Genomic DNA, 18,411 nt, shown 5'->3' with positions numbered 1-18,411 from the left:
TTACTGCTTTAAAACGCAACGCTTTAAATCGTTAAAATGACTGTTATTATAAATGTTAACACAAAGAAGTGTATTAGTAAACTGAAATAGGTGAACACCAAAAAGGACCGGAACATTACATTCCGATCCTTTTGGCGGGTTGCGATATACTCTTTTGGGGAGCATTTTCTAAAGTCGTTAACTTAGCTTACGCCAAGTATTCTCTTATTATCTTCTTCCTGATCTTCCATTTGCTTTTTAAGCATTGCATTATTGACCTGATCAAGAGTCTTTGAAGTATTAAGTCCTACAGACGCAGCTGCCATATCCGCATCTTCTATACGGCTAAGAGCTGCTGCTTGATTGATCTCAGAAATAGATGCTATATTGGCTGCATGTGATGCTGCATTACTTGCAGCTCCGTTCGCGGCCATTGCAGAATATAACGAGTCTGTTGCACTTTCTATAGAGCTAAGATCAAAGCCTGATGGAGTAGCAGATGATGCCACGTCCTGTGAGATAACATTCTGTTCATTGTAGGTAGTATTTGAAAGTGAAGATACACCCTTACTTAGAACATTCATGTGATCATAGATGGTAGACTTATCACTTCCTGTCAAAGTGTCATTGGAAGCCTGTACGCTTTTTGAAGTCATATCAGACAGGTATGAATTCATACCGCTCATGGCGCCATCAGCAACATTACTCTTTAGAATCTGCGAATTATAATTGGAAGCGCTGACATTGGCACTTGTTGTAGCGCTTTTAAGCTTCTGGGCTATGGCGCTGCCAGCAGCATCGTCAGCTGCGGAGTTTATCTTTTTTCCACTTATTAGTTGTTTCATCCACTTCCCTGTGTTGGAATGGTAGCTTGAAACACCTGCTACATTCATACTCATAACTTACTCCTTAAGCCTGTCCGTAGGCTTTAAGACATATTCATAGAACTTATCTTACTAAAAACAATCATTCTATTTACTCTATTTTGATTATAAAACTCTTAATAACAATACGCAATACAAAATAATATTAAAATATGATTAAAAATATGATAAGAATGTTATGCCGATTGTAAAAATATGCATGGCTAGAGAATGAAATAAGTAAAAAAATGCCCCAAAATCCTTATGAATAATCTCATTAGACAGTACACTAGTTGATTTGCAATGAAAATTGTCTTAGAATCTATATCTATGTCCTTATATAAGGACAAGGAAGTACTTGACTTTCATAACTTTGACTGAATCCAGTAGAGTATTATAATTGAATTAATATCATTGTTAATCATATCAAGTTATGAAAGTCAGAAATAATGAGGCTTTGTAATGAGAAAAAAAACGGATAATGCGATAACAGAAGGCGTGATTTGGAAAGAGATGCTAAAGTATTTCTTTCCTCTTTTGTTTGGAACTTTTTTTCAGCAGTTATATAACACAGTAGATGCTATCATAGTAGGAAGATTTGTGGGTTCGGGAGCACTTGCTGCCGTAGGCGGCTCCGCAGCTATGATAGTTAATCTTTTTGTTGGCTTTTTTACAGGCCTTGCATCAGGTGCAACTGTAATAATAGCTCAGTATTATGGTGCAAGAAGACAGGATGATGTGACCAAGGCTGTGCATAATGCAGTAGCTGTGGCACTTGCAGGCGGTGCCATATTTATGATAGCAGGCTTAGTCCTGGCTCCCTGGGGGATAAAAGTTTTAAATACGCCTCAGGATACAGTTGAGATGTCAGTATTATATCTAAGAATCTATTTTATAGGAATGATACCTAACCTTATGTACAACATGGGCGCGGGGATACTGCGCGCGGTAGGTGATTCCAAGAGACCTTTGATCGTACTTATCCTTGCAACATTTTGTAATATAGTACTTGATATAATCCTTGTTCTTGGCCTTAACCTAGGAGTTGCCGGAGTTGCAGTAGCTACTATAATATGCCAGACAATAAGCGGACTCTTTATACTGTATATCCTGACTCACCTTGATAAGTCTTATAAACTGTATATGTCAAAGATATCTTTTGACAGGAATATACTTATCAAAACTCTGCATATAGGCCTTCCTGCAGGATTTCAGTCTACAATGTACTCCTTGTCCAATCTTGTAATACAGTCTGCTATCAATTCTTTTGGCAAGAACGCTGTTTCGGCATGGGCAGCATATGGCAAGATCGATGTACTGTTATGGATGATCACAGGATCACTTGGCATATCCGTAACAACATTTGTAGGACAGAATTACGGAGCCGGCAAATACGACAGAGTAAGGCAGTCAGTCAGACAAGGCTTTATCATAACCGCTATATTCACTATCATGTTGTCAACTTTTATGTATATCTTCAGAATGCCTCTTTTATCATTGTTTACAACAGAAGAGGATGTACTTGCTTTTGGTGATGTTATGATGTGTGCCATGGTGCCGTATTATATACTGTATATAAGTGTAGAGATGTGCTCCGGGGCACTTAGAGGTATGGGCGAAGCTATTATCCCCACTATATTAACGCTAACCGGAGTGTGCCTATTGAGAGTAGCGTGGATCATGTATGCACTTCCACTTAGGAACCAGATAACAACAGTAGTTTACTCATATCCTATTACCTGGACTGTTACATCAGTCATGTTCCTTATATATTACTTTTTTACCTCTGGCAAAAAATTAAAACGTACCCCGTCATTATAACTTTAGCAGCACCCAAAAGTACCCTCCTAACCTGATGAAAAGGTAAGAAGGGTACTTTTTTAATTTGTGGAGGTAAGGGGCATTTGTTTTTTTATAACTTCTTATGACCACTTATTGATGAAGCTGTTTAAGAAGGGCTACGAATTCGGTTTTATATGGATCATCGCCTGCAGAGTTCTGCGCACGTGCTGTCGCGTTTTCAAGATTGGCATTTTCTTTATAAGCGCTTGATGAGATTATAAGGGAGCTTTCAACAACTGCTGCTGCAAATGTGAATGATGCAGAGTTATCACCTTCTGATGGTGTTATTACATAGTTAAGTTCTACAGACTTTTCATTATCAGAGTTCTTGCCTTCCGGCTTCTTGTAACGGATAGATAGAGCCAGGATCTCATCAGAATCAGCTTCTGTAGTTGTCTGGACTCCGTTTTGGTATCTAAGATCTGAATCTGATCCTTCACCATCTGCATATACAAGTTCGTATACTACAGTTACATCCTGACCGGCACCAACTTCACCGCCGTCCTTAGTGTCATCTTTAAAATCCTGTGCTGCCATTGTTCTGTTCTCGTATCCTACAAGTCTGTAGGAGCTTATCTGATTAGGATTGAATTCTACCTGAAACTTTACATCCTTGGCTACAGTAACAGTTGATTCTGCAATCTTATCGCACAGAACTCTCTTGGCTTCACTTAGACAATCGATGTAGAAATAGTTACCATTACCTGCATCTGCAATAGCTTCCATATTGGCATCTGAGTAGTTGCCTGCGCCAAAACCAAGAACTGTAAGGAATACACCGGATTCTTTTTCTGAAGTGATAAGGTCTGTAAGCTCTGTTGCAGATGTAAGACCCAGATTCATATCACCATCGGATGCAATGATGACGCGGTTATTGCCGCCTTCTATAAAGTACTTGTTGGCAATCTCGTAAGCTGCTGTGATTCCTCCGGAGCCATTGGTGCCGCCGCCGTATTGTACGCAGCTATTGTAGGCTGCAGTTAAGGCCTCTTTGATCTGACCTTTGTCAGAGGAACCTTCGATGAGAGTTTCAGATGATCCTGAATATGTAACAACTGAGATAGTATAATTACCGGAGAGCGTTTCGAGGAATGCATTAAATGACTGTACTACAAGGCCTATCCTCTCTTCTTCAGGACTTGACATAGAACCTGAAGTATCTATAAGGAATACGAAGTTGGTTCCTGCGTTATCGACCTGAGTCTGATTGGCCTTTACGTTCATAACTAAAAGCCCGTTTTCTGTATTCCAGGGGCAGGTTCCTGTTTCGTAAGTTACGCTGAAAGCTTCCTGTACATCTGATGAGATATTCACAGCATTTGTATTTAGGTTATCATAATCGAAATAGTTGAGCATCTCTTCAACTCTGATGGATCCTTCAGGGATAGTATCAATTGTATATCCGCTATTTACAAGTCTTCTGAAATTGGTATATGATGCCGTGTCAACGTCTGCTCCAAATGTAGAGAGTGCATTATCGGATACGTTTGTGAAGCCGTTTTCGACTTGCTGGGTATATTCTTCTGTATTCATATCCGGTTCTTCATAGGCGTAGCTGTCGGTTTCACAGCCGGATGTATCAGTGCACTCGTTATCAACATAATAATCACCGGATATTTCAACACACTTATAGTCGCTGGCTGGATCTTCAATAATACAAGGACTCATTGTATTATAAGTTTGATCTGTCGCCTGATCATTAGTTGTCTCTACCTGGACGGAAGATGAGCATCCTGCAAGGATCGTGAGAGAAGTTGTCAGTGTTAGAGCTTTTACAAATGTTTTCTTCATAATATATCCTCCATTTATTTATTTGAGATGGGTGCATTTACAGGTTTATCTTTTGGGGAAGATGTACAAGCCTATACACCATATCTTTTGTTCGGTACATTTATATAGACGGAGGCATTTTTTTAAGGGTCACATATTAAGTCAAAAAATTTTTTGCTTTAATTATCATGTTTTTTGGCCGATATATTTAGTTAGTAGAGTACTGATTTAGAGAAAGGACATGGGCGTGCCGGGATTTGATGAAAAACTGAGACTGTCATCAAGACTAGTACAGGAGTTATACCATAAGTATAATTTTAATATGTATGATGATATACCCTATGGCTACGCCGTTTTGAAAGTCATCGAAACAGGTGATGATGATGGCGAGGCTTTCTTTATCTATGCCAATTCGGCCTTTTTGTCCATGACAGACAATGCGGATGCAGATGTCAAAGGCCGCTCTTACAGAGAGGTCATGGGATATCTTAGCAGCAACGTATATACTCATTTATGCAGCGCGGCTCATTGCAAAGAAAAAGCTGTATTTTTTGACAATGTCAGAAAAGATGGTCCATGGTTTGATATGATGGCTTTTGGAACTTTGCAGGATGGCTATTGTGCCATGACTTTGTTTGACACCTTTTCTCTTAATGGTAATTCTATAGAAAACGAAGATCTTGCAGAAGCTGACAGAGTTATAGTTAAGACTTCCAAGATGATCCATTCTAAAGATGATGACTTTGATATCAATATTCACAGAGCCTTGAGATTTATCGGAGACTGCCTTAAGTGTGAGAAGTCTTATATCATAGAATATTATCATGGACAGCCGATCATCAGGTACGAGTGGCAAAAAGATGAGAATATAATGGATGATGACTTTGCACCTGAACTTGTGATGGAGAGGATCGGATATGTTGAGCCGCTTATCTGTGAGGGGCAGATTCTTATCATTGAAGATATAGAGAAAATCCGTAATGAGAGCATGCCTTTATATGAACTTCTGCGCTCAAAGGGCACCAGATCCATGATACTGGCCCCCTATTATATAGACAGCAGCATAGCGGGCTATTTTATAATAGATAATTATAATGAAAAAAATATACGCGTCGTAAAATACCTCGTTGAGACAATTGCGATCACCTTTTTTGCTGAGATCCATTCAAGACGCCTTGTTGAAAAGCTGACCTTCATGGGAATCCATGACCAGCTTACCAATGTAAATAACAGGAATGCCTTTAACCTGAGAATACAAGAACTTGAAGGCATGGACTGCAGCGTAGGAATCGCATATGCTGATGTTAACGGCCTTAAGATGATTAATGATGAACTGGGGCACGATTCAGGAGATGCCAGGATCATCAAGATCGCTTCGATACTGTCCAGAGTATTCCTTAGAAGGGATGTGTTCAGAGTTGGAGGCGATGAGTTCGTAGTTATCGTACCTAATATAAGCAAAGAAGAGTTTGAGACCAAGATAGAATACCTTAAGAAAATATCAAAACAGCTGGAAAACGAGGAATCATCTTCAGCTGCAGATATCAGTATGTCCTACTCGCTTGGAAGCATATGGTCGGATACTTGTTTTGAACTTGATGCCCTGTTGAAGAAAGCTGATGAATACATGTACGAAGAAAAGAAGGAATATTATAAAAAGGTTGGCCATAGCAGATGATGACAGGTTTTTAGAATGTTTTTGTGATAGTATACAGGTTTTATAATACGGAAATTAATTTCAGATTGTGAAAAAACTCAAAGTGTGGTACAAAATGTATGGAAGCATTTACATTTTTACTACACTTTTTTGAATGGAAGGGATGTTTCAAATGGAAGATAAGAACCCTATACAGGTTGCTGACAGACTGTTTGGCGTTGTAGAGTTTCTGGCAGAAAGAGACTCCTCAGGACTTATGGAGATAGCATCAGCACTTGGACTTAATAAAAGCACAACACACAGAATACTGACATCTTTGCAGTACATGGGATATGTCAGACAGACAGAAGAAGGCAAATATGTTCTTACTATGAAAATAGTAGAGCTGTCAGGCAAAGTCATGAGCCGCGTTGATATCATAGGAGTTGTTCGTCCCCATCTTAAAAGCCTTATGGAACTTACAGGTGAGACTGTCCATTTTGTAAAAAGAGATGGTAATGAAGCAATATATATAGACAAAGTTGAATCACGTACTAATACCATACAGATGGTATCACATATAGGAAGCCGTATACCTTTGTTCTGCTCTGGCGTTGGCAAAGCTATGGCAGCTACTTTTTCGCCTGATGAAGTCAGACGTATGTGGAAAGACAGCAATATAGTAAAGCTCACTCCAAATACCATTACCGACTATCTTGACTTTGAAGAGACACTGGCAAGGGTTAGGGAAGAAGGCTATGCCATAGATGATGAGGAGAATCAGCTGGGCGTAAGGTGCGTTGCAGCAGATCTGTCTGCTCCCGGCAAACCTGCAGAATATGCTCTTAGTATATCTGCTCCTGTATCAAGAATGGATGATGGAAGACTTTTAAAGCTTGCAGATTATATGCTCAAGACCAGAAATGAGATCCTTGATGCTATAAGACCGATTTTGTGATTTTTGCATGAAAGTGTTTACAAAAATCGGTGCAAAATAACTTTATATAACTTATTGACATAAGTTTGTGAGAGATTATAATAAAACTGTCAAAACCATTATATGAAAACGAGTTTCACAATATGAAACTTTTAACTGACAATAATAGTTTTTTTAATAAGGAGAATAATTATGAACGCAGTACTTGAAAAGTTCCAGAAAATCGGAATCATCCCTGTAGTAGTCCTTGATGATGCTAAGGACGCAGAGGCACTTGGAAAGGCTCTTATGGAAGGTGGTCTTCCGGCTGCAGAAGTTACATTCCGTACAGAGGCAGCAGAGGAATCTATCCGTATCATGGCTGAGAAGTTCCCTGATATGCTTGTTGGTGCAGGAACAGTCCTTACAACAGAGCAGGTTGACCGTGCTGTAGCAGCCGGCGCTAAGTTTATCGTAAGCCCTGGACTTAATCCTAAGGTTGTTAAGTACTGTATTGAAAAGAATATCCCTGTTACTCCTGGAACTCAGACACCTACTGAGATGGAGCAGGCTATCGAGCTTGGTCTCGATATTGTTAAGTTCTTCCCAGCAGAGCCTGCCGGTGGTCTTAAGATGATCAAGGCAGTCTCTGCACCCTATACAATGCTCAAATTCATGCCTACAGGCGGAATCAATGCAGAGAACGTAAAAGAGTATCTTGCATATGACAAGATCCTTGCATGCGGCGGAAGCTGGATGGTCAAGAAAGATATGATCAAAAACGGTGAGTTCGATAAGATAAAAGAGATGGTTGCCGAGGCAGCTGCTATCGTTAAAGAGATCCGCGGATAAGGTATATTGAACTTATAGTAAGTTCAATATCAGGTTGCAGCCTGCGAATATCCAAAAGTTAAAACTATACATTAGGAGAAAATACAATGAAAGTAAATATGAATTTAAGACCTGCAGAAGAATGCAAGTTTGATGCAGTATCACTTGGTGAGATCATGCTTCGTCTTGATCCGGGCGAAGGACGTATCCGTACAGCTCGTTCTTTCCGTGCATGGGAAGGCGGCGGAGAATACAACGTAATCAGAGGCCTTCACAAGTGCTTTGGTATGAATACAGCAGTTATCACATCTTTTGCTGATAACGAAGTTGGTAAGCTCATGAAGGATTTCATCGAGCAGGGCGGTGTTGATACATCCCTTATCAACTGGAAGAAGACAGACGGAATCGGACGCCTTTGCAGAAACGGTATCAACTTCACAGAAAGAGGATTCGGTATCCGTGGAGCAGTTGGATGTTCTGACCGTGCTAACACAGCTATCTCACAGGCTAAGCCTGAAGATTTCGATTTCGACTATATCTTCGGAACACTTGGAGTTAGATGGCTTCATACAGGCGGTATCTATGCAGCTCTTTCTGAGCAGTCTTGTGAGACAGTTATCGCTGCTATCAAGACAGCTAAGAAGTACGGCACAATCGTATCTTACGACCTCAACTATCGTCCTTCTATGTGGAGCGCTATCGGTGGTCTTGAGAAGGCTCAGGAAGTTAACAAAGAGATCGCTAAGTATGTTGACGTTATGATCGGTAACGAAGAAGACTTCACAGCTTGCCTTGGCTTCAAGATCGAAGGCAATGACGAGAATCTCAAGAGCCTCAACATCGATGGCTACAAGAAGATGATTAATGAAGCAGCTAAGACATATCCTAACTTCAAGGTTGTAGCTACAACTCTTCGTACAGTTAAGACAGCTACTGTCAACGACTGGAAGGCTATGTGCTGGGCAGATGGAGAGATCTTCATGTCCAAAGAATATCCTGGTCTTGAGATCATGGACCGTGTAGGCGGTGGTGATTCATTCGCATCAGGTCTTGTATATGGACTTATGACTACAGAGGATCCTGAAGCAGCTGTTAACTACGGTGCTGCACACGGCGCTCTTGCAATGACAACACCTGGTGATACATCTATGGCATCCAAGGATGAAGTAGAAGCAATCATGGGCGGCGCAGGTGCTCGTGTAAAGAGATAATAGGACATAGAAACACATCCATGTGTTTCTGGACATGTCCGAATTACATCCTGTAATTCTTGGACATAGAAACACATCCATGCATTCCTGGACATGTCCGAATTACATCCTGTAATAAGGACATAGGAATGCATCCATGCATTCCTGGGCATGTCCTAACAACTTTTGCTAGTTTCAAAATTTCAAATACATACTTCAAAGACATGGCCGAGGATTTCCTCGGCTGTTTCTTTTTGGATAAAAGACCGATATATAACTATAGTGGGAAGTCTGTAACATACTATTTGAAAATGTAAGAGTTTTTTAATAATTGCGTCGTTGACTGGTACTGGTTTCGTTGTTACGATTGAATATGCAGGAGGAATTTGACATGAAATTTGATAAAGAATGGCTGAAGCAGAACTGGGTAGCATATTCCGTCGCTTTGTGCACAGGCATTTTATTTTTGTGATTATTTCTAATATAGGAAACATCTGGTCCGGTATTAAAGTCTTATATAGTTTTATCTCACCTATAATAGGTGGAGCTATCATTGCATATCTTCTCAATCCACTAATGGTTTTTTATGAAAAGACTCTTTTTAAAAAGATCAAAAATCATGTAATACAAAGAGGTTTATCTGTATTTCTGACTTTTGTGACCTTCGTACTTGCTATTGTTATACTTCTGATAGCCCTTATACCACAGATATTAGACAGTATTTCTACTATCATAGACAATCTTGATGTTTATGTTGCAACTTTACAGGATCTTCTTTCAAGAGTAGGGACATCTGCACAGGAACTTAAGATAGATATTCACTCTCTTACAGATATGGGCACTAACATGCTGAGCTCGTTTACAGAGAATCTCCCTGACAATATTAATAGTATAGTAAGTACTTCTGTTAATATAGGTACATCTATCATCACTTCAGTGATAGCTTTCATATTGGCGATATACTTCCTTAGTGATAAGGAACATATGGTTGGAGGCATGACAAGGCTCCTTAGCCTTATATTGACCGATAAACAGTATAAAGAGTGGTCAGATTTCTGGAGACGTTGTAATTCAATCCTTATAAGATATATAGGCGGAGATATTCTGGATGCTATACTGGTTGGCGTTGCAAATCTGATATTTATGAATTGTACTTCAATGTCATATGCAGTACTGATATCACTTGTTGTTGGAGTTACTAATCTTGCTCCGACATTTGGACCTATAGTAGGCGCAGTTATAGGCGCATTTATACTGGTACTTGTAAATCCCTGGCATGCACTCTGGTTCCTGATCTTTACAGTGATATTACAGACATTGGATGGGTATGTGATCAAACCCAAGCTTTTTGGCAATACACTTGGAATATCATCTGTATGGATACTTATAGCGATCATAGTTTTTGGAAGAGTATTTGGAATAATTGGCGTACTTTTGGCAATTCCATTTGCAGCGATCATAGATTTCAGTTATAGAGAGCTGTTTATAGTTTGGCTTGAGAAACGTAAGGGCAAGGTGTAAAATGGTTTCTATGTGCGGTTAAGGAGATGATTATCATGAGACACTATATTTATTCCTTACAGTCAGAAAAAGATTTAGAGAAGATCACTGACGATATTTATGAGCAGGATATGCTTGAATCAGCGACTTCGGTTGTTCTTGAACTTTTTTCAGCGGGTAAACACAAGGACATACTTCAAAGATTATCTGATTTTCTGATTGAAAAATATCCGGAGCTCCCAGTGGAGGCTGTTTTTGTTACAACAAGTCCGGTGAGAGAGGATGATGATGTAGATAAGACGACTCTTGTGATGATGATCCTTGAAAACTCAGAAGTGACTGATATTGGAAGCAAAAAATTCAGATCAGTATCTGAGGCCAAGCAGGATCCGCTTAGCGGAGTTTATACAAGAACCGAGATAGAACGAGTATTTGTAAAACTTGTAGAAGAGGCTGGGGTACTTAATTCTGCACTGGTCCTTCTTGATATAGACAAACTGGATCAGATCAATGTCAGCCTTGGTCATGATGCAGGAGATTATGTTATAAGAAAGACTGCTGATATCATCAAGCAGATACTTCGTGACAGCGACGTTATAGGAAGATGGGAGAGTGAGAAGTTCATGATCCTTCTTCGTGATGTGGATGCAGAGTCTACGACCAGTGTAGCTGAGAGAATCCGTGAGAAGATCGAAACTGAAGATTTTGCTGATGTTAAGGACGTGACAGCATCATTTGGTGCAACGCTTATTACTTCGGGACTGTCTTGCGAAGAAATTTTTGAAAAGGCGGACAGAGCACTTGCTATGGCCAAAGAAAATGGCCGTAACCGTTTTGAGATGCTCTGATTTGTTATAAAATATAGCTTTTATCTTTAGAAGTGAGGTGCTATTTTGGTTAGAAAAAAACTTATAAAAATCGCCGCAGCTGTTGTAAGTGCGGCAATACTGGCTGCTGCTACGCCTATGTCTTCATTTGGAGTATTGACAGGAACTCAGGTAGAGGCTGCAGCATTTGACTATCATATGGTATTTGATGCAACTTTCTATGCTCAGGCTTATCCGGACGTTGTAGCTGCAATAGGAACAGATGCTGAAAGCTTGTATCAGCACTATGTTAACAGCGGTATGCTTGAAGGAAGACAGCCGTCAGCTTTATTCAATGCACAGATCTATATGTCCAATTATGAGGATCTTCAGGCTGTATATGGTAATAATATTGCTGCATATGTACAGCACTATATCCTTGTGGGTAGTGCTGAAGGAAGAGTCGCTGATCATCTCCTTCCCGGCAAGAGTCTTGTGAGCTTTGACGCTCTTACGGCTACCGGAGTCACTCCTGCTAGTACATCTGTAGATCTTTCTACGTGGAATCTTGTCCTTGTAAATCATGAACATCCTATAAGCACAGCATATGCTCCTGAAGTAACCCTTTGTGCCAATGGCGAGTATATGCACAAAGATGTAACTCCTATAGTCAAGCAGATGATAGCTGATGCTAAAGCCCAGGGCATAAATCTATATCTTGTATCAGGTTACAGAAGTTCATCCAGACAGACTTATCTTTATAATAGAAAGGTCAATTATTATAAGCGACTTGGATACAGTCAGGCAGATAGTGAGTATCTTGCTGCAACAGTAGTTAATCCTCCGGGACAGAGTGAGCACCAGACAGGCCTTTGTATGGACATAACCGATGCAGGCTACACATCTCTTACAGAAGATCAGGAGAATACTGCAGGTTATAAGTGGGTTCTTGAACACTGCGCTGAGTACGGCTTTATATTAAGATATCCTAAGGGAAGAGAAGATGTCACAGGTATCATCTATGAGCCTTGGCATTTCAGATATGTTGGAGTTGATGCTGCCACGGAGATCATGTCTCGTGGTATAACACTTGAAGAGTATATTGCAGAGAACTCTTTATAAACTGTTTTAAAAACTAAATATGACTATATTTTAGGTAGAAAAATATACAATAAATGAAAATCCGTAATAAAAAATATTTTTTGTTGCGGATTTTCTTTTGTTAGACCAAATCTATGATATACTAAAAAAAAGTACTTGGATGGGGGAGAGCCTTATGTCATCTAGAGTGTTTGTCCGCAGGGGGCGGAACAATCTAAGAGATGAAAGAAGAGGGAGCTGGCAAGGACCTGTTTCCGTAACCCAGAGTATTAAGGGTGACGAATATGACAAGGTCACAAAGAGCGCCACGCTGTCTGATGCTATAACCCGCCCATTCAGATTTTCAACTGATTCCCTTCACAAAACAGATAATGCTATTAATATATCATTAGTATATTCCGGGGATGCCGATAAAAAGGCTTTGGCTGAAAAAGAAACTAAAATCGCCAAAGATGCAGTTGATAATAAGCATAGCAGTGACAACTACGGCGATGAGAACTCTCAAGCTAAGATAGGTAATAAGATATCTGTTTCCAAAAGCTTAGATACCAGCCAATATACAGATGGCACCGCTTCTGCTAAAGGACCGGATACTAAAGGCCCGGATACTAAAGAACTAGAAACTAAAGAAGCAGAAGTTAAAGAATCAGATACCAGGCAATCAGAAAAACAAAAATCAGATGCCAAAGAGTCTGTCGTCAAAGAAATAAATACTAAAGAATCAAATACTAAAGAATCAAGTATTAAAGAAGTCAAAAATAAAGAAACAAATACTAAAGATTTAAGTATTAATGATATTAGTATAAAAGAGTCACAAGCTGTAAATTCAGATGATATAGGATTAAAAGATAAGGAAGCTGATCTTAAGAAGCCATGCGTTAATGAAGCCTATGATACTAAAAATGGTGACGAAGAAGATGAGCCGCCCGGAAGGATAAGCGCTAAGAATTTTAGTGATATTGACCTGGATGAGATCAAAGTTGAGAATGCATCCGGGCAGTGGGTAGAATATCGCAGCCTTAGAGAAAGGCTATCTTCCTTTGATTTTAGAGACAGTTCCTTTCTTATAAAAGCATTTGTTGCAGTATTTCTTGTAGTTACAATAGTTTTCTTTTCATTTCAATGTGTAATACTAAAAAGCGAATATGACAGAATAAACGACAGATTATTAGCTCTTCAGGATGAATTTAACGATTATAAGGACAGTCTTATAGCTATTCAGGATATTGCTGATAAAGAAATGCCGCTTTCTGACAATCAGGAAGCAGTATCAGTTGTTTCCAAAAATGCGCCGGGCAACGGCGTAAGATATGTTTATCTTACGTTCGACGATGGCCCGAGCCCGTATACAGACGAGATTTTGGATGTTCTGGCTTCATATGATGTCAAAGCCACGTTCTTTGTGTGTGGGAAGTCAGGATATGATGATATGTATAAACGCATAGTGGATGAGGGACATACGATCGGTATGCATTCCTACAGCCATGATTACGAAGTATTATATGAGTCATTAGACAGTTTTCAGACAGATCTTCACAAGATTCAGAATTATATATTTGATGTTACAGGAGTATGGACTACCTATTACAGGTTCCCCGGTGGCAGTTCCAATACAGCAAGTCAGGTACCAATGTCCGAGCTGATCGGATATCTTGATCGGAATAATATTACTTATTTTGACTGGAATGTTTATGGTGGTGACAATATAGCTTCAGATATCATAGTTTCCAATGTTACTTCCAATATTTCAGGTCATGAGAATTGCATGATCCTCCTTCATGATGCAGGTGATAAGGAGGAAACAGTTGAGGCTCTTCCTAAGATAATCGAGTATGTTGAGAGCCTTCCCAATACGGTGATTGTACCGGTAACGGAGAGTACTGTACCGGTTCAACATAGCAAGAATCAATGAGAACGGAGGATAAAGATATGGGATTTTTCTCAGAGCTGAAAAAGGATCTGTCTAATGCAGTAGACGAAATAGATCCTGAAGAAAAAGCGGCTGCAGAGAAGAATGCCGGGCAGGATAACGCAGGGGTCGAGGAAGTGGATCTTGACAGCATGCTAAGTCACCTGGATAAGATTCAGGTCGAAGACATTCCTGAGCCGGAGGAAAGTGTTGCAGCTAAGGACAAGGAACCATTAAAAGAGCCTGAAGAAATGCCGGCAATGGAAAGTTTGAAAGAGCCGGAAGCAGCATCGAAAACAGAAGAAGCTTTAGAACCTGATTATGATGCTATAACATTTCCTTCAGATCCGGTAAGTTCATTTGGAAGTGTGGATGAGTCAAAAGAAGAACCGGAAGAAACTGTATCAGAGCCGGAAAAAGATAATCTGGTACAAGAAAGCTATGAAGAGCCAGAGCCTGTTAAAGAACCGGAAAATGACGATTTTGTTATACCAAGCGTTTTCCCCGCAGGACCTTCATTTGAACCAAAAGAAGATGCTCCGTATGAGGATCACGCAGAGCCAGTAGTAGAAATATCTGAACTTGATAACGTAGGCCAGGATGCGGATGACTATTCCGCTTCTGATAATATTAACGAAGACGGGGGATATATCATGATGGACACAGAACGCGTAGCAACAGACGAAACAGCATCGATCACCGAGGGTATGATTGTAAACGGTGATATCCAGACAACAGGATCACTTGATCTTATCGGCAAAGTCATCGGTAATGTAACTGCATATGGCAAACTTAATGTAACAGGTGAGATAGAAGGAAATTCTAATGCTGCAGAAATCTATGCAGAAGCAGCAAGAATCAATGGTGATATCCATTCTAACGGCAGCGTTAAGATCGGTCAGAGCTCTGTTATCATCGGTAACCTTTATGCTACAAGTGCTGTAATAGCAGGCGCTGTAAAAGGTGATATTGATGTACACGGACCTGTAGTTCTTGATACAACTGCTATTGTAATGGGTAATATCAAGTCCCAGTCAGTACAGATCAACAATGGTGCGGTTATTGAAGGTATGTGCTCACAGACATATGCAGAAGTTAATCCATCTGCTTTCTTTGAGGGCTTGAAGAATAAGAACTGATGATGGTATCATAAGACATTGAGGAATGTCTTTTGCGGACCAGAATTATTTAATGCCGGGGAGACTATTCCCGGCATTATTTATTGAAAGAGGATAAAAGCAATGAGAATTCTACTCAAACTTAGCGGTGAAGCGCTAGCCGGTGATAAGAAGACCGGATTTGATGAACCTACTGTAAGAAAGGTTGCGAAGCAGGTACAGGAGATTACACAGTCAGGAACACAGGTTGGAATTGTTATCGGAGGCGGTAACTTCTGGAGAGGAAGAACCAGTGAGAGTATTGATCGTGTTAAAGCTGACCAGATCGGTATGCTTGCTACTATTATGAACTGTATCTATGTTTCTGAGATATTCAGAAGTGAAGGAATGAATACTGCAATTCTTACACCATTTGAATGCGGATCATTCACAAAGCTTTTTTCCAAGGATCGTGCACAGAAGTATTTTTCCAAGAATATGGTAGTCTTCTTTGCAGGCGGAACAGGACATCCTTATTTCTCAACAGATACAGGCGTAGTTCTTCGTGCTATTGAGGTTGAGGCAGATATGATCCTTCTGGCTAAGGCAATTGACGGAGTTTATGATTCTGATCCGGCTGTTAATCCTAATGCCAAGAGATATGACAAGATCACTATTGATGATGTTGTAGCACAGAACCTTCAGGTTGTAGATATGACAGCATCTATTCTTGCAAGGGACAATCATATGCCAATGCGTGTTTTTGCACTTCAGGAAGAAGGAAGCATTGTTAAGGCAGTAAGTGGCAATTTTAATGGAACAACAGTTGAAGCGTGAAGGAGGAGAGGCAATGAACGAAAAGATTAAAGTTTATAATGATAAGATGAATAAAGCGTATGATTTTCTTGTAGAAGATCTTGCTACTGTAAGAGCAGGACGTGCTAATCCACACGTACTTGATAAGCTCCGTGTAGATTATTATGGAACACCTACACCTATCCAGCAGGTTGGTAACGTATCTGTTCCTGAAGCAAGGATCATCCAGATCGCTCCTTGGGAGAAGAATATGCTCAAAGAGATTGAGAAGGCTATCCTTACATCAGATATCGGAATCAATCCTACTAATGATGGAAGCGTAATCCGCCTTGTATTCCCTGAACTTACAGAGGAGAGACGTAAACAGCTTTCCAAGGACATCAAGAAAAAAGGTGAAGATGCCAAGGTTGCTGTAAGAAATGTTCGTCGTGATGGCAATGAAGCATTCAAGAAGCTTAAGGGAACAGAAATCTCAGAAGATGAGATCAGCGATCTTACAGATGAGCTTCAGAAACTTACAGATGAATTTGTAAAGAAGATCGATTCTACAATCGAAGCTAAGACTAAGGAAATAATGACAGTATGAGCGAAGAAAGAAAGATTCCCAGACACGTTGCCTTTATCCTTGATGGTAACGGACGCTGGGCTAAAGCCAAAGGAATGCCCAGAAACTATGGACATGTTCAGGGTGCAAAGGCTGTTGAACAGATGCTGTTTGATGCAGGCGAGCTTGGAATCGAGTATGTAACAGTTTATGCTTTTTCGACAGAGAACTGGAACAGACCTGAAACAGAGGTTTCTGCTCTTATGGCTCTTTTCAAAAAATATCTTAAGTCTGAGATCAAGACTTGTATGAAGAATAATGTAAGAAGCTGCGTTATCGGCGAGAGAAGTCGTCTTCCTAAAGATGTACTTAAAGTTGTGGAAGAGCTTGAAGAAACAACTAAAAATAACACAGGACTTACTTTCACGATCGCTATCAACTATGGAAGCCGTGATGAGATCACACGTGCTGCTAAAAAGATAGCTGGGAAAGTCGAAAGTGGAGAGATAAAGGCTGAAGATATCACTGAAAAGATGATAAATGATAACCTTGATACAGGTTTCATGCCTGATCCCGATCTTCTTATCAGGACATGTGGCGAGCAGAGATTGTCCAATTATCTTCTCTGGCAGCTTGCATATACAGAGTTTTATTTTACAGATATATGCTGGCCTGATTTTAACAAAGAAGAACTTGAGAAAGCCATCGATGCTTACAACCACAGAACCAGAAGATTTGGCGGGCTTAAGAAAGGTGAAGAATAAAGGAGACATTTAGAGTGAAGACCAGAGTTATAAGCAGCATAGTAATAGGCATTATACTGGCTATTACACTGGTACTGGGCGGCTATGTCCTTGGTGGAGCATCTTTGATCGTAGCGCAGATCGCTTATTATGAGATTGCGAGGGTACTTGGAGTCTTTGATGAAGATGGTAAGACAGGACTTTTATATAAAGTCGGATTTGTTGGCGTATTATTGCATTATATCCTGGTGATATATATACATGATACTAAGACATATCTGCTCTCTGTATTATTTGTATTCTTTGCAGTCATGGTTACCTATGTACTTACTTTCCCAAGATACAAGGTACATCAGGTAATTGGCGCTGTTTTTGCCTTTTTGTATGCGCCTTTAATGTTATCTTTCATATATCTGTTAAGGATACGTGAAAACGGTGAATTCCTTGTATGGATGCCTTTTGTGGCCTGGGTATGCGATTCTTTTGCATATCTTACGGGACGAGCTTTTGGCAAACACAAGATGACACCGGTGCTTTCACCACACAAGACTATTGAAGGCGGAATCGGAGGAGTATTCTTCTCGATCGTTGCAGGAGTTATATTTGGCTTTGTCATGATGAAAGTCAAAGGAGTAGATGCAGGTATCATCCCGCAGTTTATGGTGATAACTCTTGTAGCCGGTTTTATCTCACAGCTTGGCGACCTCGCAGCATCAGCTATCAAAAGGGACAGAGATATCAAGGATTATGGCAGGCTTATTCCCGGCCATGGTGGTATCATGGACAGATTTGACAGTGTTATATTTGTGACCCCATTTATTTATGGACTGGTCGTCTTTATTATGAAGTGATAAAATACATGTTACAG

At 40.1% G+C, this 18,411-nt stretch carries 16 protein-coding genes; 14 read left to right on the top strand and 2 right to left on the bottom strand.

The genetic code is table 11. The features are described 5' to 3' along the window. Positions 1–182 precede the first annotated feature (182 nt). Complete coding sequence (locus I7804_RS15745; protein ID WP_022756667.1) at positions 183–878, bottom strand: flagellin; 696 nt, start codon at positions 876–878, stop codon at positions 183–185. Between the two features lie 426 nt (positions 879–1,304). On the opposite strand from I7804_RS15745, the gene I7804_RS15740 reads away from it, so the two are divergent. Continuing rightward, positions 1,305–2,663, top strand: a complete 1,359-nt coding sequence (locus tag I7804_RS15740) for an MATE family efflux transporter (protein WP_248404128.1) — start codon at positions 1,305–1,307, stop codon at positions 2,661–2,663. Between the two features lie 111 nt (positions 2,664–2,774). Here I7804_RS15740 and I7804_RS15735 read toward each other — a convergent pair whose 3' ends face one another. Continuing rightward, positions 2,775–4,475 carry a vWA domain-containing protein gene (locus tag I7804_RS15735; RefSeq protein WP_248404127.1) on the bottom strand — a complete coding sequence of 567 codons (1,701 nt, stop codon included), beginning with the start codon at positions 4,473–4,475 and terminating at the stop codon, positions 2,775–2,777. 301 nt (positions 4,476–4,776) lie between these two features. On the opposite strand from I7804_RS15735, the gene I7804_RS15730 reads away from it, so the two are divergent. From I7804_RS15730 to I7804_RS15670, 13 genes are all read left to right on the top strand, one after another. Next, positions 4,777–6,132, top strand: a complete 1,356-nt coding sequence (locus I7804_RS15730) for a sensor domain-containing diguanylate cyclase (RefSeq protein ID WP_248404126.1) — start codon at positions 4,777–4,779, stop codon at positions 6,130–6,132. A gap of 151 nt (positions 6,133–6,283) precedes the next feature. Next, positions 6,284–7,048: an IclR family transcriptional regulator gene (locus I7804_RS15725; protein WP_022755393.1), complete on the top strand. Its 765-nt coding sequence runs from the start codon at positions 6,284–6,286 to the stop codon at positions 7,046–7,048. A 171-nt stretch (positions 7,049–7,219) separates the two neighbouring features. Beyond that, positions 7,220–7,858 (top strand): bifunctional 4-hydroxy-2-oxoglutarate aldolase/2-dehydro-3-deoxy-phosphogluconate aldolase, encoded by a 639-nt coding sequence (locus I7804_RS15720; protein ID WP_022756663.1) that lies wholly within the window; start codon positions 7,220–7,222, stop codon positions 7,856–7,858. Between the two features lie 86 nt (positions 7,859–7,944). Further along, positions 7,945–9,048: a sugar kinase gene (locus tag I7804_RS15715; RefSeq protein WP_248404125.1), complete on the top strand. Its 1,104-nt coding sequence runs from the start codon at positions 7,945–7,947 to the stop codon at positions 9,046–9,048. 387 nt (positions 9,049–9,435) lie between these two features. Further along, entirely contained in the window at positions 9,436–10,548 is a 1,113-nt protein-coding gene (locus I7804_RS15710) for an AI-2E family transporter (RefSeq protein WP_248404124.1), read from the top strand. Positions 10,549–10,583: 35 nt separating this feature from the next. Continuing rightward, positions 10,584–11,375: a GGDEF domain-containing protein gene (locus I7804_RS15705; RefSeq protein WP_248404123.1), complete on the top strand. Its 792-nt coding sequence runs from the start codon at positions 10,584–10,586 to the stop codon at positions 11,373–11,375. A 45-nt stretch (positions 11,376–11,420) separates the two neighbouring features. Beyond that, positions 11,421–12,455, top strand: coding sequence for a M15 family metallopeptidase (locus I7804_RS15700; protein ID WP_248404122.1), 1,035 nt, complete (start codon positions 11,421–11,423; stop codon positions 12,453–12,455). 154 nt (positions 12,456–12,609) lie between these two features. Further along, complete coding sequence (locus tag I7804_RS15695) at positions 12,610–14,346, top strand: polysaccharide deacetylase family protein (protein WP_248404121.1); 1,737 nt, start codon at positions 12,610–12,612, stop codon at positions 14,344–14,346. A gap of 17 nt (positions 14,347–14,363) precedes the next feature. Next, a complete protein-coding gene (locus tag I7804_RS15690; protein ID WP_248404120.1) occupies positions 14,364–15,482 on the top strand; it encodes a polymer-forming cytoskeletal protein in 1,119 nt (372 codons plus the stop codon). A 102-nt stretch (positions 15,483–15,584) separates the two neighbouring features. After that, positions 15,585–16,277, top strand: coding sequence for a UMP kinase (gene pyrH, locus I7804_RS15685; RefSeq protein ID WP_248404119.1), 693 nt, complete (start codon positions 15,585–15,587; stop codon positions 16,275–16,277). Between the two features lie 13 nt (positions 16,278–16,290). Then, a complete protein-coding gene (gene frr / locus I7804_RS15680; protein WP_022755384.1) occupies positions 16,291–16,842 on the top strand; it encodes a ribosome recycling factor in 552 nt (183 codons plus the stop codon). After that, entirely contained in the window at positions 16,839–17,564 is a 726-nt protein-coding gene (locus tag I7804_RS15675) for an isoprenyl transferase (protein WP_022756655.1), read from the top strand. Before frr ends, I7804_RS15675 begins: the two co-directional genes overlap by 4 nt. Before the next feature lie 14 nt (positions 17,565–17,578). Continuing rightward, the gene (locus tag I7804_RS15670; protein ID WP_022755382.1) at positions 17,579–18,394 is read left to right on the top strand and encodes a phosphatidate cytidylyltransferase; all 816 of its coding nucleotides are present in this window, start codon (positions 17,579–17,581) and stop codon (positions 18,392–18,394) included. The last annotated feature ends 17 nt before the right edge of the window (positions 18,395–18,411 follow it).

The organism is Butyrivibrio fibrisolvens (assembly GCF_023206215.1).
In the GTDB taxonomy this organism is placed as follows: domain Bacteria; phylum Bacillota; class Clostridia; order Lachnospirales; family Lachnospiraceae; genus Butyrivibrio; species Butyrivibrio fibrisolvens_C.
Note: the sequence above shows the minus strand (reverse complement) of the source record. Positions and strands in the feature narration are given on the sequence as shown.

Bases quoted from the DNA above. Each gene is read 5' to 3' on its own strand.
- I7804_RS15745 (WP_022756667.1), bottom strand. From the start codon at position 878: ATGAGTATGAATGTAGCAGGTGTTTCAAGCTACCATTCCAACACAGGG.
- I7804_RS15740 (WP_248404128.1), top strand. From the start codon at position 1,305: ATGAGAAAAAAAACGGATAATGCGATAACAGAAGGCGTGATTTGGAAA.
- I7804_RS15735 (WP_248404127.1), bottom strand. From the start codon at position 4,475: ATGAAGAAAACATTTGTAAAAGCTCTAACACTGACAACTTCTCTCACG.
- I7804_RS15730 (WP_248404126.1), top strand. From the start codon at position 4,777: ATGTATGATGATATACCCTATGGCTACGCCGTTTTGAAAGTCATCGAA.
- I7804_RS15725 (WP_022755393.1), top strand. From the start codon at position 6,284: ATGGAAGATAAGAACCCTATACAGGTTGCTGACAGACTGTTTGGCGTT.
- I7804_RS15720 (WP_022756663.1), top strand. From the start codon at position 7,220: ATGAACGCAGTACTTGAAAAGTTCCAGAAAATCGGAATCATCCCTGTA.
- I7804_RS15715 (WP_248404125.1), top strand. From the start codon at position 7,945: ATGAAAGTAAATATGAATTTAAGACCTGCAGAAGAATGCAAGTTTGAT.
- I7804_RS15710 (WP_248404124.1), top strand. From the start codon at position 9,436: ATGGCTGAAGCAGAACTGGGTAGCATATTCCGTCGCTTTGTGCACAGG.
- I7804_RS15705 (WP_248404123.1), top strand. From the start codon at position 10,584: ATGAGACACTATATTTATTCCTTACAGTCAGAAAAAGATTTAGAGAAG.
- I7804_RS15695 (WP_248404121.1), top strand. From the start codon at position 12,610: ATGTCATCTAGAGTGTTTGTCCGCAGGGGGCGGAACAATCTAAGAGAT.
- I7804_RS15690 (WP_248404120.1), top strand. From the start codon at position 14,364: ATGGGATTTTTCTCAGAGCTGAAAAAGGATCTGTCTAATGCAGTAGAC.
- pyrH (WP_248404119.1), top strand. From the start codon at position 15,585: ATGAGAATTCTACTCAAACTTAGCGGTGAAGCGCTAGCCGGTGATAAG.
- frr (WP_022755384.1), top strand. From the start codon at position 16,291: ATGAACGAAAAGATTAAAGTTTATAATGATAAGATGAATAAAGCGTAT.
- I7804_RS15675 (WP_022756655.1), top strand. From the start codon at position 16,839: ATGAGCGAAGAAAGAAAGATTCCCAGACACGTTGCCTTTATCCTTGAT.